This window comes from Arthrobacter sp. ok362 (assembly GCF_900102785.1).
Lineage (GTDB): Bacteria > Actinomycetota > Actinomycetes > Actinomycetales > Micrococcaceae > Arthrobacter.
Window position 1 is genome coordinate 12570 of sequence record NZ_FNGC01000003.1, and the last position, 16109, is coordinate 28678.

Genomic DNA, 16109 nt, shown 5'->3' on the forward strand with positions numbered 1-16109 from the left:
CGGAGGGTTAGAACAGGGCGAAGAGCCGCCGGATTCCAGTTAGCCGCGGGTAACTCGGGTCACAGGGCGGGCGAATAATACCAGCCGGTAGCGTGTGACTTGAAATACATCGCGCTTGACGTTAATCGTCATGAGATTGTCGGATCACGGTTTGGCAACGGAGTTCCAACATTTGGACAGTTAAGGGCTAGGCTACTTCCATATGAAGCACGTCACAGGGGATACCCCTGTGCCTGCTTACGGGGAAGCATAAGTTTTTCCCTCACGAACTCCCACAACTCATAGGAGGCGGAATGCGTTTTTCGCGCACTTCCAAAGCACTGGGCATGGTGGCTATCGCCGCCCTCGCCCTGACCGGATGCGGTGCCAGCGGCGCTGCAAACGGTAGCGGCAGTACCGGCGGAGACACCAGCAAAGTGATCCTCGCCGATGGCTCCGAACCCCAGCGTCCCCTCATGCCGGCCGACACCAACGAAGTTGGCGGCGGCAAGGTCATCGACATGATCTTCGCGGGCCTCGTCAGCTACGACCCCAGCGGCAAGGCAGTCAACGAACTCGCCGAGTCCATCGAGGGCAAGGACGGCCAGCACTTCACCATCAAGGTCAAGAAGGACCAGAAGTTTACGAACGGCGAGGCCATCACGGCCAAGACCTTCGTCGATTCCTGGAACTTCGGCGCCGCAGCCAAGAACGCCCAGCTCAGCGGTGGCTTCTTCGAGAGCATCAAGGGCTACGACGAAGCCAGCAAAGAAGGCTCCACCGTCGAGACCATGTCCGGCCTGAAGGTGGTTGACGATCACACGTTCACCGTTGAACTGAAGCAGCCGGAATCTGACTGGCCGCTTCGCCTCGGCTACACCGCGTTTGTTCCGGTTCCCTCCGGCGCGCTGAAGGACCCGAAGGGCTTCGGCGAGAAGCCGGTCGGCAACGGCCCGTACAAGCTTGCAGACGGCGGCTGGCAGCACAACGTGCAGATCCAGCTCGTTCCGAACCCGGACTACAGTGGCCCGCGCAAGGCCAAGAACGCCGGCGTTACCTTCAAGATCTACCAGAACGACGACTCTGCCTACCAGGACCTGATGTCCAACAACCTGGACATCCTGCAGACCATCCCGACCAGCGCTCTGAAGAACTTCAAGTCTGACCTCGGCGACCGCACCATCAACAAGCCGTACGCAGGCAACCAGACCATCGCCATCCCGGAATACCTGCCGGAATGGAGCGGCGAGGCCGGCAAGCTCCGTCGCCAGGCGATCTCCATGGCGATCAACCGCGACGAGATCACCAAGGTGATCTTCAACGGCGCACGCCAGCCTGCTAAGGACTTCACGGCCCCCGTGCTTGACGGCTACAGCGACTCCATCCCCGGTGCCGACAACCTGAAGTTCGACGCCACTAAGGCCAAGGAAGCCTGGGCCAAGGCCGACGCGATCAAGAAGTGGGACTCCAACGAGACCTTCACCATTGCCTACAACGCCGACAAGGGCGGACACAAGGCCTGGGTTGAGGCAGTGGTCAACCAGCTCAAGAACACGCTCGGCATCAAGGTTGAAGGCAAGCCGTACGCCACCTTCAAGGAAGCCCGCAACGACGCCACCGCCAAGACCCTCACCGGCTCCATCCGTGCCGGCTGGCAGGCAGACTACCCGTCGCTGTACAACTTCCTCGGCCCGATCTACAAGACCGGTGCCGGTTCGAACGACGCTGGCTACGCCAACCCGACGTTCGACAAGGCCGTCTCCGACGGCTTGAACGCCTCGTCGGTCAGCGACGGCAACAAGGCCATGAACAAGGCCCAGGAGATCCTCCTCCAGGACCTGCCGGCCATCCCCCTGTGGTACCAGGTTGCCCAGGGCGGCTGGAGCGACAAGGTCAGCAACGTTGACTACGGCTGGGACGGCGTCCCGCTGTACTACAACGTAACCGGTAAGTAACAACAAAACGACGGCGGGGGCCGCCCTTACTGGGGCCTCCGCCGTCGTCGTGTTTCTCCTCCCTTTTATTTTTCTTGAAGCCCGGGTCTTCGGGCGAACTTTTCGCAGCCCTGCCGCCGTGAGTGAACCGGCGCCGGCCTGCATCCATACTGAAAAGGTTCTTTGATGAACAACTCCGCCGCATCCCTGGACAGGATGCCTGCCAACGAGGGTGTGACTCGCTGATGTCGACCTACATCCTCAAGCGTTTCCTGCAACTGATTCCCGTCTTCCTGGGCGCAACACTGCTGGTCTACTACCTGGTCTTCAGCCTCCCCGGCGACCCCATCGCGGCACTGTTCGGCGACAAGCCGGTCAACGCGGCCGTTGCCGCCAACCTGCGGGCGCAGTACCACTTGGACCAGCCGTTCTGGATCCAATACCTGCTCTACCTCAAGAGCATCTTCACGCTGGACCTCGGCCAGGACTTCTCCGGGCGACCCATCGCGACCGTGCTCGGCGAGGTCTTCCCCGTCACGGCCCGGCTGGCCATCATGGCGCTGATCTTCGAGGCATTTTTCGGCATCATCTTCGGCCTCATCGCAGGCCTGCGCAAGGGCAAGTTCTTTGACGCCACGGTCCTGATTTTTTCCTTGGTCGTGATCGGCATCCCGATCTTCGTCCTCGGCTTCCTGCTGCAGTTCACCATCGGTGTCCAGCTGGGCTGGGCCAAACCGACCGTCAGTTCAGCCGCGACCGTCCCGGACCTCATCCTGCCGGCGATCGTGCTGGGACTGGGATCCTTCGCCTATGTCCTTCGCCTGACCCGCACGTCCGTCATTGAAAACATGAACGCCGACTACGTGCGCACCGCCACCGCCAAGGGCCTCTCCCGGTTCCAGGTGGTCCGCGTCCACATCCTGCGCAACTCCCTGATTCCCGTCATCACCTTCCTCGGCGCCGACCTCGGCGCCCTGATGGGCGGGGCAATCGTCACGGAAGGAATCTTCAACGTTCCGGGCGTAGGCAACCGGCTCTACCGGGCCGTGCTCTCCGGTGAAGGGCCCACTGTGGTCTCGATCGTCACCGTCCTGGTGCTGATCTACTGCCTGTCCAACCTGCTCGTTGACCTGCTTTACGGCTGGCTTGACCCGAGGATCCGTTATGACTCCTGATAACACCACCACCGCGCGTCACGCCGTTGCCGCCCGTCCGGGCCGCCGGACCGAGCACTTCGTGGCCGATGTCTCCGAGACCCCGCTCCAAGTGACGGACCGGGTCAAGGACGAAGCCGCACCGCTGAGCCTTTGGGGTGAGGCCTGGAAGAACCTGCGCAAGCAGCCGCTCTTCATCATCTCCGCGTTCCTGATCCTGGTGGTCGTGGCGGTCTCGCTCTTCCCGGGGCTCTTCTCGCCGATCGACCCGACGTCCGAGTCATGCCAGCTGGCCAACTCCGACGCCGGCCCCGCCGCGGGCCATCCCCTGGGCTTCACCCAGCTGGGCTGCGACGTCTACGCCCGCGTCATCTTCGGCACCCGCTCCTCGGTGACGGTCGGCCTCTTGACCACCATTGGAGTGCTGCTGATTGGTGGCATCATGGGTGCCGTTGCCGGCTACTATGGCGGCTGGATCGATTCCGTCCTGGCCCGCATCAACGACATCTTCTTCGCCCTGCCCCTGATCCTGGGCGCGATCGTGCTCATGCAGCTGCCGATGTTCCGTGCCAACAAGACGGTCGGGACGCTGGTGCTCATCCTGGTGATCTTCGGCTGGCCCCAAATCGCGCGCATCACTCGTGGCGCCGTCATCGAGGTCCGCAACGCCGACTTCGTCACGGCCGCCCGGTCCCTCGGCGTCTCGAAGTTTGGTGCCCTTATGCGCCACGTCCTGCCGAACTCGCTGGCTCCGATCATCGTCGTGGCCACCATCTCCCTGGGCACGTTCATCGTGGCCGAATCCACATTGTCATTCCTCGGCATCGGGCTGCCTTCCAGCGTCATGTCCTGGGGCAACGACATCGACGCCGCGAAGGCCTCGCTCCGGTCCAATCCGATGCCGCTGATCTACCCGGCAATCGCGCTGTCCATCACCGTCCTGAGCTTCATCATGTTGGGCGATGCCCTGCGCGATGCGCTCGATCCCAAAGCCCGCAAGCGATGAAAGGGGACACCATGAGCGCCTCTGTTGAAATCCGGGAAGCTGAAGACGCCACTGAGCGGCCGCTGCTTGAAATCAAGGACCTGGCCATCGGGTTCACCACCAGCAACGGCGAGGTCAATGCCGTCCGCAACGCCCACCTCACCATCATGCCGGGCGAAACCGTCGCGATTGTGGGCGAGTCGGGTTCCGGCAAGTCCACCACCGCGCTGGCCGCCATCGGCCTGCTCCCGGGCAACGGGCGCGTCTCCGCAGGCCAGATCCTGTTCGATGGCGACGACATCTCCAACGCCAGTGAAAAGCGGATGATCGAACTCCGCGGCAACAGCATCGGCATGGTCCCGCAGGACCCGATGTCCAACCTCAACCCGGTGTGGAAGATCGGCGACCAGGTCCGCGAGACATTGAAGGCCAACGGCCTGCCCAGCGGCCCCGACGACGTCGCAAAGGTTCTGTCCCAGGCCGGGCTGCCGGACGCCGCGAGCCGCGCCAAGCAGTACCCGCACGAGTTCTCCGGCGGCATGCGCCAGCGCGCGCTGATCGCAATCGGGCTCTCCTGCCAGCCGCGCCTGCTTATCGCGGACGAGCCGACGTCGGCGCTCGACGTCACCGTGCAGCGCCAGATCCTCGATCACCTGGACAAGATGACCACGGAACTGGGTACCGCGGTGCTTCTGATTACGCACGACCTCGGCCTCGCCGCCGAGCGCGCCGACCAGGTGGTAGTCATGTACCGCGGCCAGGTCGTCGAATCCGGCCCCTCGCTGGAGCTGCTGCAGAACCCGCAGCACCCGTACACCCAGCGGCTGGTCGCCTCGGCGCCGTCCCTGGCGTCCCGGCGCATCCAGGCCGCCAAGGAACTGGGCGTGGAGACCGACGACATGCTCGCCCCGAGCGAGACCGGGGTGGTTGAACCCTCCAAGACTGACGAGGTCCTGCAGATCCAGAACCTGCGGAAGGTCTTCAAGCTCCGCTCGGGCCTGGGCAAGTCCACGGACTTCACCGCCGTCGACGACGTCTCCTTCAGCGTCAAGCGGGGAACTACGACGGCGATCGTGGGGGAGTCGGGATCCGGCAAGTCCACGGTGGCCCAGATGGTCCTGAACCTTCTGGCGCCGACCTCCGGCAAGATCATCTTCGACGGCGTGGACACCTCCACGCTGAACAGCAAGGATCTCTTCGCCTTCCGGCGCCGGGTGCAGCCGATCTTCCAGGATCCGTACGGTTCGCTGGACCCGATGTACAACATCTTCAGGACCATCGAGGAGCCGCTGCGGACCCACAAGATCGGGGACAAGGCGAGCCGCGAGAAGAAGGTCCGGGAACTGCTGGACCAAGTGGCGCTGCCGCAGTCCACCATGCAGCGGTACCCCAATGAGCTCTCCGGCGGCCAGCGCCAGCGTGTCGCGATCGCCCGCGCCCTGGCCCTGGACCCCGAAGTGATCATCTGCGACGAGGCAGTCTCGGCACTGGATGTGCTGGTGCAGGCGCAGGTGCTGAACCTGCTCGCCGAACTGCAGTCCCGGCTCGGCCTGACCTACCTGTTCATCACCCACGACCTCGCGGTGGTCCGGCAGATCGCGGACCACGTGTGTGTCATGGAGAGGGGCAAACTGGTGGAGACGGGCTCAACGGATGAAGTCTTCGAGTCGCCGCAGCAGGACTACACCCGCGCGCTGCTCAACGCCATCCCCGGCGCCGGCCTCATGCTGCCGCCGGAAGTGGAAGTGGCCTGAGCGGCCGCTTTCCCTAGGGCTTGAACAAGTCCGCCGTTAGCAGCACAGGAGCCGGTGTCCGCCCGTTGGGGCGGACACCGGCTCCTTTGCTTCGCTTTGCTTTGCTTTGCTTCGTTTGGTGTGCGGGGCCTGTCCGGCGCTAGCGGGACAAACCGGCGAGCATGCCAGGGTCAGCGTAGTCAAGCCCCAATGACTCCAGCCGCTGGCCGAAAACGGCGCCCAGGGCAGCGTGGCCCTGCCGGTTCAGGTGAACCCCGTCCGCCATTGAACCCGTGAGGTTGTACTTGGTGAGCCAGTCGCCCGCGCTGACGAACGTCAGCCCGTGCCGGTCCGCCACGTTGCCCAGAAGCGCGTCTACTTCGGACCGGCGTCCACCGCCGTAGTGGGCACCGCGCGCGAGCGTTCCGACCATGATCACCCGGGCCGCGGGATAGCGCTGCTGGATGCTGGCGATCAGCCGCTCGGCGTTGGCGACAATCTGCTCGTTCGAGGCCCCGCGTGCGGCGTCGTTCCCGCCGCCTTCGATCACCACGAGGGGAGGGGTGCCGTAGGGGAGTTTCCAGTCGCCGCGCTGGAGCGCATCGATGTAGTTGCCGGTTTGGCCGTTTGAGGCCACGTAGCCGGTGCCGCCCCGGCCGCAGAAGAAGACTTTGTACCCGGCCGCGGCCAGACCCTGCCGGGGCCAGCCGTAGGACGGTTCCGACTGTGAGTCGCCAATGAGCACGGCGACATTGCTGGTGTCCTTGACGATGATCTCGTTGCGGCCGTTGGCGGGATTGCGGTAGATCGAGCCGCCCGGCAGATCGGCGGGGTCGATGGTGGACCCGATGCGCGTCTTCGTCGCGGACCCCGCCGCGACCGGCACGCCGGCGCCGTTGGCCGCTCCGGCCTGGCTGGCGGCCAGCGGCGCCCCCGCAGAGCCCGCGTCAGAGTATCCGCCGTCGGAAGAGCCCACATTGGAAGAGCCTGCGTTGTCCGCAGGTGAAAAAGAGGCCGTCCCGCAGCCGCCAAGAACTACGCCTACGGCGATCATCGTTGCGACAAAGCTGGACAGAGCCGAGGCGTTTCGCATGAATGTCTCCGGGCTTGCTTGCTGCTATCAGAGCAATGATGGTGCATCGGCGCCGGAAAATCCAGTGATTTTACTCACAGGTAACAAACCACTTCCGTGCGCCCGTCCTGCTCCGGCGACGGTGCGCGGCCAGCAGCGGGTTCGCATTTTTAGGCCAATAAATGACCTAGCGTTTAGAATGGTAGAAGGTGCCCTGTGTCAAAGGGACTCATCCGTCGTGCGTTCCGGTTGGAAATGTCGCGATACCACAGCTGACTTCACCACTGAATCGAGCAATAACGCATGTCTGAAACCACCACCAACACCGCGGTAGCCACTGCATCGCGCAGTGACCTGCGCAACGTCGCGATCGTGGCCCACGTTGACCACGGCAAGACCACGCTGGTCGACGCCATGCTCAAGCAGACCAACTCTTTTGCCGAGCACAACCACCTCGAAGACCGCGTCATGGACTCCGGTGACCTGGAACGCGAAAAGGGCATTACCATCCTGGCCAAGAACACCACGGTGGCCTACAACGGACCGTCCTCCAAGGGTGAGACCATCACCATCAACGTCATCGACACCCCCGGCCACGCCGACTTCGGCGGCGAGGTCGAGCGCGGCCTGTCCATGGTCGACGGCGTCGTCCTCCTCGTCGATGCTTCTGAGGGCCCGCTGCCCCAGACCCGCTTCGTGCTGCGCAAGGCCCTCGCCGCGCACCTGCCGGTGATCCTGCTGGTCAACAAGACCGACCGCCCCGACGCGCGGATCGAAGAAGTTGTCCACGAGTCCATGGACCTGCTCCTGGGCCTGGCTTCTGACCTCGCCGACGAAGTTCCGGACCTTGACCTGGACAAGATCCTCGAAGTTCCCGTTGTCTACGCCGCCGCCAAGGTCGGCCGCGCCTCCCTGGAGCAGCCAGCCGACGGCACCGCCCCGGAGAACGAGGACCTCGAGCCGCTCTTCAAGACCATCATCGAGCACATCCCGGCTCCCACCTACAACCCGGAAGGTGTCCTGCAGGCGCACGTCACCAACCTGGATGCCTCCCCGTTCCTTGGCCGCCTGGCCCTGCTGCGCATCTACAACGGCACCCTGCGCAAGGGCCAGACCGTTGCCTGGGCACGGGCCAACGGTGAGCTCAAGAACGTCAAGATCACCGAACTGCTCGCCACCAAGGCCCTCGACCGCGTCCCGGCCGAGTCCGCTGGCCCGGGCGAGATTGTCGCCGTCGCCGGTATCGAGGAAATCACCATCGGTGAGACCCTGACCGACGCCGAGAACCCGCAGCCGCTGCCGCTGATCACCGTGGACGATCCGGCGATCTCCATGACCATCGGTATCAACACCTCGCCGCTGGCCGGCAAGGTCAAGGGCGCGAAGGTCACGGCCCGCCAGGTCAAGGACCGCCTCGACAAGGAACTGATCGGTAACGTCTCCATCAAGGTTCTCCCCACCGAGCGTCCCGACGCTTGGGAAGTCCAGGGCCGTGGCGAGCTTGCACTGGCCATCCTGGTCGAGCAGATGCGTCGTGAAGGCTTCGAACTGACCGTCGGCAAGCCGCAGGTCGTCACCCGGACCGTCGACGGCAAGGTTCACGAGCCGATGGAACACATGACCATCGACGTGCCCGAAGAGTACCTCGGCGCCGTCACCCAGCTGATGGCCGCCCGCAAGGGCCGCATGACCAACATGGCCAACCACGGCACCGGCTGGTGCCGCATGGAGTTCATCGTTCCGGCCCGTGGCCTGATCGGGTTCCGCACCAAGTTCCTCACGGACACCCGCGGCGCCGGCATCGCCGCGTCCATCTCCGAAGGCTACGAGCCGTGGGCCGGCCCGATCGAGTACCGCACCAACGGTTCGATGATCGCCGACCGCGCCGGTGTTGTTACGCCGTTCGCAATGATCAACCTGCAGGAACGTGGCTCCTTCTTCGTCAAGCCCACCTCCGAGGTTTACGAAGGCATGATCGTGGGCGAGAACTCCCGCGCCGACGACATGGACGTCAACATCACGAAGGAAAAGAAGCTCACCAACATGCGTGCAGCTTCCTCGGACACCTTCGAGAACCTGACGCCGCCGCGCGACCTGACCCTCGAAGAGTCCCTCGAATTCGCCCGCGAAGACGAGTGCGTTGAAGTTACCCCGGATTCAATCCGCATCCGTAAGGTCATCCTGGACACCAACGAGCGTGCCAAGGCCAACCGCGCCCGCGCCAAGGTCTGATCCCGGTCTCCGGGCTTCGGCTGCAACGTGACTAAGAGAGCTGCCGGTACGGCAGGCGGCATTGCCGCCGCTGTGCCGGCAGCTCTTTTTGTTGCCGTGGCCGGCACGGCCCTGCACCGGCATGATCTGGTCCTGGACGGCGTGGACATCCCGTGGGGCGCCGTCGCGGCTCTCGTGCTGCTGGGCTCGGTCCAGCTGTGGCTCGGGGCGGCGTTCCGTTCGGTCGTCCCGACGGCGGTATGCGGAGTCCTCTGTTACGCGCTTACCGGCTGGTGGTCCACCTTGGAAACAGGCAAGCGCCTGGTCATCGGCGACACCTCGGGCAATATCTGGGTCTTCGGCATCGCAGGCATCACCCTGGCCATGCTCGCGTGGTGCCGGCGCTACCGGCTGCCCCCCGGCTAAGACCGGGCCCCGGACTGCTCCCACGCGGGACATGCCCATTTTTAGTTCGCTCGAGTGGGCACAATGGCATTATGTCCGGCGCAGGGCTGCTGCGCGGGACATGTCCAGCCATTATGGTTGGGCCTGTCCGGCTCTTCCCACGATCCCGGGACATGCCCATTTTTTGGTCGCTCGAGTGGGCACAATGGCATTATGTCCGGCGCAGGGCTGCTGCGCGGGGCATGTCCAGTCCTCGCCCCGGGTCGGGTTTGCCGTGGCCTGGCCGGCCCGAGCAGTTGTCCACATAGCGCGGGATACGACTATCCGGGCGAAACATTGGGCTCCACCATGGGTGAATGGCCAACATCATCGAGGTGCTCTCGAATTACGACGGCGTCGCCCGCGCCAAATACATTGCCGCGGCGGGGGTCTCCGATTTTCAACTCAAGTCTGCGATGGCCGCCGGATCGGTGTCCCGGGTAGCCCGGGGCGTCTATGCCTTGCCCGGTGCGGACGCGCAGCTGATTTCCATTCGCTCGCTTCCGGCGGAGCCTGCGTGTATTACCGCGGCTCACTTCAGCGGGCTGTGGGTTCTCGAAACCCCAGCCCAGCCGCATGTAGCCCTCACCCACAGCAGGAGCTACCAGGGCTTCATCTGTCACCGGGTTTCCGTACTGCCGACGCTTCTGGACACGGTCATCCAATGCTTGCGCTGCTTGCCCGAACTTGACGGGTTAATCATCGCCGAATCCGCCGTCGTGCTGAAGGGACTCCCTCTGGGTTCGCTGCGTCAGCGGCTCGATGGCCGGAATGACTCCCGGGAGCGCCGGATTGTATCGGCGATCGTCCCGCAGTCGCAGTCGATCATTGAGTGCCTGGCCCGGTTCCTTCTGCGGCGGCCCGGTTTCCATGTTGAATCTCAGGTCAACGTTCCCGGCATGGGACACCTGGACCTGATGGTCGATGGCCGTCTCGGCGTAGAGGCTGACGGGGCCGGGTTCCACATGGACAGGACGAGCTTCGAGGAAGACCGGCGGCGTTGGAACGTAACAACGCGCCGGGGAATCCCGACACTGATTGTGACCTACCAGCTACTGAGGGACCATCCTGAGGATTTCATCACCATGGTCCGGGGAGCGCTGAACAGGCTGTCTGCCGCCGCCTAGAGTCGGACGCGAATTCCAAATTCGTGCGTCCTTGCAATGCACCCTCGCACTGCGATCCCGCGCTTCGCCCCAGCGCTGTGATCCTGCGCTTCGCCTCTGGACTGTGACCCTGCACTGCGCCCGGCCACCACTGGACATGTCCCTTGCTCCGTCGATTCACCACTGGACATGTCCCGCGCTGGCTGGCCGTGATGAGCATAACGGTGAAATGTCCATCGCCGGCAGCGAGGGGAGGGCATGTCCACTGGTTGCCGGGGGTGCGGGTGGGCATGTGCGCGGCCGGCAGCGAGGGGAGGGCATGTCCACTGGTTGCGGGGGTGCGGGTGGGCATGTGCGCGGCCGGCAGCGAGGGGAGGGCATGTCCACTGGTCGCCCGGGGGTGCGGGAGGGCATGTCCACTGGGGACGTGCTGGGGAGGGCATGTCCACTGGACGCCAGCGACCACCCGGGGAACCGCCGGTCAGGGGCCCTGCACGCGCGGGGCGCGGCGCGGCGGGGGCGGCGGGACTTCCTTGGCCGCCACTACGAGGGGGAGGGCGATGACGACGTCGGAGCGGCGGGTGCGGACGGTGCAGGCGCCGTCGGCTCGTTCCACGAGCTCGCCAAGGGCATCCGTCAGCCCGCCGTCGATCCGGTACCGGACCACAACGCGCGTGCCGAGCGGTGCGCCGGAGAGGAACTGCTGGGGCAAGGGCAAAGGCGAGCTCATCAGATCATAGTAAGACGCGGAGCATGTATGACGTCCCGCTAGGTTCGCGGGAACAGGCTGGGAGATAATAGGCTCAGAAGTCAGAACCCCGGCGCTCAGGCCGGGAAACCATCCGGCCGGTCGCCGGAACCAACGTGGAGAGGCCAGGGACGTGACGTACGTAATCGCGCAGCCGTGTGTAGATGTCAAAGACAAGGCATGCATTGAGGAGTGCCCCGTCGATTGCATCTACGAGGGTGAGCGTTCCCTGTACATCCACCCCGACGAGTGCGTGGACTGCGGTGCCTGCGAGCCGGTCTGCCCCGTGGAGGCGATCTACTACGAGGACGACACCCCCGAAGAGTGGGCCGACTACTACAAGGCCAACGTCGAGTTCTTCGACGAGCTCGGCTCCCCGGGCGGCGCCGCGAAGGTCGGCAACACCCACACCGACCACCCCATGATCGCCGCCCTGCCGCCGCAGAACCAAGACAACTAGGACGGCGCTACGGTGACATCCGCGGTGCGCACCTTCGGCCTGAGCCTGCCCGACTACCCGTGGGAGGCCATGGCGCCATATCTCGCCACGGCGGCCCGGCACGCGGCAGGAGCCGTCAACCTTTCCATCGGCACCCCGGTGGACCCGACGCCGGACCTCATCCAGGACGCGCTGCGCGTCGCCGCGGACGCCCCCGGCTATCCGACCGTCCACGGGACGCCGGCCCTGCGGGAAGCCATCGCCGGCTGGTTTGCGCGCCGGCGCGGCGTCCCCGGGCTTGATCCGCGGGATGTGATGCCGACGGTGGGTTCCAAGGAACTCGTCGCCTGGCTGCCGTTCCTGCTGGGACTGAAACCGGGCGACGTCGTCGTCCGCCCCACGGTCGCGTACCCCACCTATGACATCGGCGCCACCTTTGCCGGTGCGGAGCAGATCGCCGCCGACGACCTCGATGAGCTCGACGCCGGCACCCGGTCCCGCGTGCGCCTGGTCTGGGTCAATTCACCGGCCAACCCCACCGGCAGCGTCCGGGACATCGCCTCGCTGCGGCGGATGGTCCGGCAGGCCCGCGAACTCGGCGCCGTCGTCGCGTCCGACGAATGCTACGCCGAACTCGGCTGGGGGGAGTGGGACGTCCAGCGCGGCGGCACTCCTGTCCCCAGCATCCTGGACCCGCAGGTCGCAGAAGGCTCCCACGATGGCCTGCTCGCCGTCTATTCGCTGAGCAAACAGTCCAATGTGGCCGGCTACCGGGCGGCATTTGTCGCCGGCGATCCGGTGATCATGGCGAACCTGGTCAACAGCCGCAAGCACGCGGGGATGATTGTTCCCTATCCGGTCCAGGAAGCCATGCGGGTGGCCCTCGGCGACGACGCCCACGTCCAGGCCCAGAAAGACTTGTACCGGGGCCGACGGGAACGGATCGTGCCCGCGCTGGAGGCTTTCGGCCTGACAATCCATGAGTCCAGGGCTGGCCTATATCTGTGGGCCACCGCCGGCGAGGCGACGTGGGACACCGTGGGCCGGCTCGCGAACCGCGGAATCGTGGTTGGCCCCGGGGTTTTCTACGGCGACGCCGGCAACGGGTTCATCCGGGTGGCGCTGACCGCCAGCGACGAGAGGATCGACGCCGCGGTATCGCGGCTGGCCCCGGAAGCGTAACAATGCTGTGACGCGTGCCACATGTGGCGTGTTTTCGGCGTATAGGAGCCCTCCCGGATTAGTGCCACCCGCGAAGTGAAGGTACTTTTGAACTGACGATCAATGGTGGCTTTCCACAAGAAGGCAGCGCAGCCTTTGGAATTCCTGTCCGCACAGGATCCGCGGGCAGCTTCACCAGATGTTGGACCAGCTTTCGACAGAGGCCCCGATGCCTCATGAGGAGACTCCATGACTGAAACCACCAGCGCAACCCTGCGCCATGCCGGCGGCGAGCTCGAACTCCCGCGCATCAAGGTTGTAGAAGGAAACGAAGGCTACGACGTTTCCAAGCTGCTGAAGCAGACCGGCGCCGTCGCCTTCGACCCCGGTTTCATGAACACCGCGGCCACTACCTCGGCCATCACCTACATCGACGGTGACGCCGGCATCCTGCGCTACCGCGGCTACCCGATCGAGCAGCTGGCCCAGCACTCAAGCTTCCTGGAAGTCTCCTACCTGCTGATCTACGGCAACCTGCCGACCCCCACCGAGCTGGAAGCCTTCGACCAGAGGATCCGCCACCACACGCTGCTGCACGAGGAGCTCAAGGGCTTCTTCAGCGGTTTCCCCCGTGACGCCCACCCGATGCCGGTACTGTCCTCGGCCGTGTCCGCGCTCTCGACGTTCTACCAGGACTCGCTGGATCCATTCAACGCCGAGCAGGTGGAGGTCTCCACCATCCGCCTCATGGCCAAAATGCCGGTCATCGCCGCCTACGCCCACAAGAAGTCGATCGGCCAGCCCATGCTGTACCCGGACAACTCAATGAACCTGGTGGAGAACTTCCTGCGCCTCAGCTTTGGCCTGCCGGCCGAGCAGTACGAGGTGGACCCGGTTGTCGCCAAGGCCCTGGACCTGCTCCTGATCCTGCACGCTGACCATGAGCAGAACTGTTCCACCTCGACCGTGCGCCTGGTCGGCTCCTCGAACGCCAACTTGTTCGCGTCCGTCTCCGCCGGCATCAACGCCCTCTTCGGCCCCGCCCACGGCGGTGCCAACGAGGCCGTCCTGAAGATGCTGCGCCAGATCCAGGCCGACGGCATCAAGCCCGAGGACTACATGGAGAAGGTCAAGAACAAGGAAGACGGCGTGCGCCTCATGGGCTTCGGGCACCGCGTCTACAAGAACTACGACCCGCGCGCCAAGATCATCAAGGCCACGGCCCATGAAGTCCTCAGCAAGCTCGGCGGAAATGACGAGCTCCTCGACATCGCCATGCGCCTTGAGGAGAAAGCCCTGGGCGACGACTACTTCATCCAGCGCAAGCTCTACCCGAACGTGGACTTCTACACCGGCCTGATCTACAAGGCCATGGGCTTCCCCGAAAAGATGTTCACGGTGCTGTTCGCGATCGGACGCCTGCCGGGCTGGATCGCCCAGTGGCGCGAGATGATCAGCGACCCCAACACCAAGATCGGCCGCCCGCGCCAGCTCTACGTCGGCGAACCGGAACGCAACTACCCGTCGCTGTAGCCCGTCCGCCTGCCACGGCAGGCACGCGACAGCGAGCACGGCGCCGGCCGCGCACCTCAGCAGGAGGTGCGCGGCCGGCGTCGTTCACAGGCTGCGCCGTGCCGCTGTGACCCGCGCCACGCCGCCGTTGGGACCGGTGTGCCCTGAAGCGGCAGCGGCACGGACGTGCTAAAAAAGACCAGTGCCTAAATTTGTCGACGCCGTAATCCGGCGCCAGGAAGTAGTTGACGCAGTCTTCAGGATCATCGCCGCGGATGGTCTTGAGCGGGCCTCCCTGCGGGAGGTTGCAGATGAAGCGCAGCTGGCCGTCGGCTCGGTGCGGCACTATTTCGCCAGCAGCGACGAGCTCTTGACCCACGCCTTCTCCGTCGTGGTGGACCGGATCGTCGGCCGCCTCGCCGACGCGGACTCCCGGCTGGGGGACCTGCCGCCAGGGTCGGCGGAGCACCATGTTGCCGTCATGGCGCTGCTGGGTGAGTTTCTTCCGCTGGACGAGGAACGGGCGGTCGACGCCTGCGTCTGGATGGCCTTCAAGAATGCCGCCCGGATAAAGCCCTTCCTGGCAGCCGAGGCCGACCGGAGCCATCGCGCGGTGGCCGCAGTCGTGGGCGGACTCATCCTGGGCCTGGCCGACGGTGCCGGTACCGACGGCGCCGGTACCGACGGTGCCGGCATGGATGGGTCAGTCAGCGTCGACCAGCAGGTGCTCGTCACCGAGGCGGAGCTGCTGCTGGCAGTCCTGGACGGTCTGACAATGCACGCCCTCCTGCAGCCCGAATGGATGACGGCGCTGATGTGCAAGGACGTGCTCGAGGCCCATCTTGAGGGCCTGGACCGACGGCTGGCGGCCGGGCAGCCAGCCGTTAACGCGTCATAACAACAGGAATAGACTGAGATCGTACGGCTTGCCAAGGAGGCAATTGGATGCACCATACCGGCGGACCTGGCTGGCGGATCACGATGGATACTTCTGGTCCCATGCTCATAGCCCTTTACGTCCGTGACGCTGCCGGTCTGGACACTGCGGGGCACCCGGCGCTCTGCCACGTGGCCCCGAAGATCCGTGCCGCGGACCACACCCATCTGATCGCCGAGGTTGGCGGCCCGGCCGCGCTCAAGACCGAGTGGGAAGCCTGGTGGGAACAGCTGCTGAAGGCCCACCCGGAAATGTCCCCCGAGCTCTCCCCGCCGGGCTTCCGTGCGTTCGGCAATTCGCCGGCACTCCGGCGCGTGCTGCAGGCCCACTTCGGGGCGGCGCTGACCTGGGCCCGCGAACGCCGCGGCGAATACGTGGCCCTCGAAGCGGAGCGCGAAGCCAACGGCAACACCGAACTGCTGGCCGACATGGTGGAGGACCGCCTGCTTGAGGTGGGACGCGCATCAAAGGATTTCGGCCTGACGATCATCGAACTCCCGCTCGCGGAGCCGCGGGCCTGGTACCTCGAGCCGGACAAGATCATCATGAGCCACGAGTTGTTGTCCCAGCCGGAGCTGTTCCGCAGCTACGTGCAGCCGGTGGTCGACCTGCTGGTCTGAAATCCGTGCGGTGGCTGTCCGCCGGTCCGCTACACGCCCGGCTGCCGGTCCGCTGCGCGCCCGGCTGCCCGCTG

At 65.0% G+C, this 16109-nt stretch carries 14 protein-coding genes; 12 read left to right on the forward strand and 2 right to left on the reverse strand.

Annotated features, from left to right (window positions below; genetic code table 11):
* Positions 1-293: 293 nt before the first annotated feature.
* From BLQ10_RS04450 to BLQ10_RS04465, 4 genes are all read left to right on the forward strand, one after another.
* On the forward strand, positions 294-1934 hold the full coding sequence (locus tag BLQ10_RS04450) for a peptide ABC transporter substrate-binding protein (RefSeq protein ID WP_091558914.1): 1641 nt from the start codon (positions 294-296) through the stop codon (positions 1932-1934).
* 224 nt (positions 1935-2158) lie between these two features.
* A complete protein-coding gene (locus BLQ10_RS04455; RefSeq protein WP_091558916.1) occupies positions 2159-3088 on the forward strand; it encodes an ABC transporter permease in 930 nt (309 codons plus the stop codon).
* Entirely contained in the window at positions 3078-4073 is a 996-nt protein-coding gene (locus BLQ10_RS04460; protein ID WP_091558919.1) for an ABC transporter permease, read from the forward strand. The genes BLQ10_RS04455 and BLQ10_RS04460 overlap by 11 nt, the downstream gene beginning before the upstream one ends.
* Positions 4074-4084: 11 nt before the next feature.
* Entirely contained in the window at positions 4085-5806 is a 1722-nt protein-coding gene (locus tag BLQ10_RS04465) for an ABC transporter ATP-binding protein (RefSeq protein ID WP_175558473.1), read from the forward strand.
* A gap of 139 nt (positions 5807-5945) precedes the next feature.
* Here BLQ10_RS04465 and BLQ10_RS04470 read toward each other — a convergent pair whose 3' ends face one another.
* Positions 5946-6878, reverse strand: coding sequence for an SGNH/GDSL hydrolase family protein (locus tag BLQ10_RS04470; protein ID WP_091558924.1), 933 nt, complete (start codon positions 6876-6878; stop codon positions 5946-5948).
* A gap of 282 nt (positions 6879-7160) precedes the next feature.
* Between BLQ10_RS04470 and typA the strand changes: the two genes are divergently transcribed.
* The 3 genes from typA (at position 7161) to BLQ10_RS04485 (ending at position 10639) form a co-directional block, all read left to right on the forward strand.
* A complete protein-coding gene (gene typA, locus BLQ10_RS04475; protein WP_091558926.1) occupies positions 7161-9089 on the forward strand; it encodes a translational GTPase TypA in 1929 nt (642 codons plus the stop codon).
* A 27-nt stretch (positions 9090-9116) separates the two neighbouring features.
* Positions 9117-9494: a hypothetical protein gene (locus tag BLQ10_RS04480; RefSeq protein WP_254785399.1), complete on the forward strand. Its 378-nt coding sequence runs from the start codon at positions 9117-9119 to the stop codon at positions 9492-9494.
* A gap of 335 nt (positions 9495-9829) precedes the next feature.
* Positions 9830-10639 carry a type IV toxin-antitoxin system AbiEi family antitoxin domain-containing protein gene (locus tag BLQ10_RS04485; RefSeq protein WP_091558930.1) on the forward strand — a complete coding sequence of 270 codons (810 nt, stop codon included), beginning with the start codon at positions 9830-9832 and terminating at the stop codon, positions 10637-10639.
* Positions 10640-11099: 460 nt separating this feature from the next.
* Here the strand turns inward: BLQ10_RS04485 and BLQ10_RS04490 are convergent, their stop codons facing one another.
* Entirely contained in the window at positions 11100-11348 is a 249-nt protein-coding gene (locus BLQ10_RS04490) for a putative acetyltransferase (protein ID WP_091558931.1), read from the reverse strand.
* Positions 11349-11499: 151 nt separating this feature from the next.
* Here BLQ10_RS04490 and fdxA point away from each other — a divergent pair, with 151 nt between their 5' ends.
* The 5 genes from fdxA to BLQ10_RS04515 all read left to right on the forward strand — a co-directional run bounded on the left by fdxA (position 11500) and on the right by BLQ10_RS04515 (position 16035).
* Complete coding sequence (gene fdxA, locus BLQ10_RS04495) at positions 11500-11826, forward strand: ferredoxin (RefSeq protein ID WP_026266493.1); 327 nt, start codon at positions 11500-11502, stop codon at positions 11824-11826.
* Positions 11827-11838: 12 nt separating this feature from the next.
* Positions 11839-12987 (forward strand): succinyldiaminopimelate transaminase, encoded by a 1149-nt coding sequence (gene dapC, locus BLQ10_RS04500; protein ID WP_091558934.1) that lies wholly within the window; start codon positions 11839-11841, stop codon positions 12985-12987.
* A gap of 228 nt (positions 12988-13215) precedes the next feature.
* The gene (locus BLQ10_RS04505; RefSeq protein WP_090575702.1) at positions 13216-14499 is read left to right on the forward strand and encodes a citrate synthase; all 1284 of its coding nucleotides are present in this window, start codon (positions 13216-13218) and stop codon (positions 14497-14499) included.
* Positions 14500-14680: 181 nt separating this feature from the next.
* Positions 14681-15376: a TetR/AcrR family transcriptional regulator gene (locus BLQ10_RS04510; RefSeq protein WP_091558936.1), complete on the forward strand. Its 696-nt coding sequence runs from the start codon at positions 14681-14683 to the stop codon at positions 15374-15376.
* Positions 15377-15423: 47 nt separating this feature from the next.
* Positions 15424-16035: a hypothetical protein gene (locus tag BLQ10_RS04515; protein ID WP_091558937.1), complete on the forward strand. Its 612-nt coding sequence runs from the start codon at positions 15424-15426 to the stop codon at positions 16033-16035.
* Positions 16036-16109: the final 74 nt, after the last annotated feature.

Coding starts and splice junctions, on each gene's coding strand:
- BLQ10_RS04450 (WP_091558914.1), top strand. CDS start 294: ATGCGTTTTTCGCGCACTTCCAAAGCACTGGGCATGGTGGCTATCGCC.
- BLQ10_RS04455 (WP_091558916.1), top strand. CDS start 2,159: ATGTCGACCTACATCCTCAAGCGTTTCCTGCAACTGATTCCCGTCTTC.
- BLQ10_RS04460 (WP_091558919.1), top strand. CDS start 3,078: ATGACTCCTGATAACACCACCACCGCGCGTCACGCCGTTGCCGCCCGT.
- BLQ10_RS04465 (WP_175558473.1), top strand. CDS start 4,085: ATGAGCGCCTCTGTTGAAATCCGGGAAGCTGAAGACGCCACTGAGCGG.
- BLQ10_RS04470 (WP_091558924.1), bottom strand. CDS start 6,878: ATGCGAAACGCCTCGGCTCTGTCCAGCTTTGTCGCAACGATGATCGCC.
- typA (WP_091558926.1), top strand. CDS start 7,161: ATGTCTGAAACCACCACCAACACCGCGGTAGCCACTGCATCGCGCAGT.
- BLQ10_RS04485 (WP_091558930.1), top strand. CDS start 9,830: ATGGCCAACATCATCGAGGTGCTCTCGAATTACGACGGCGTCGCCCGC.
- BLQ10_RS04490 (WP_091558931.1), bottom strand. CDS start 11,348: ATGAGCTCGCCTTTGCCCTTGCCCCAGCAGTTCCTCTCCGGCGCACCG.
- BLQ10_RS04505 (WP_090575702.1), top strand. CDS start 13,216: ATGACTGAAACCACCAGCGCAACCCTGCGCCATGCCGGCGGCGAGCTC.
- BLQ10_RS04515 (WP_091558937.1), top strand. CDS start 15,424: ATGCACCATACCGGCGGACCTGGCTGGCGGATCACGATGGATACTTCT.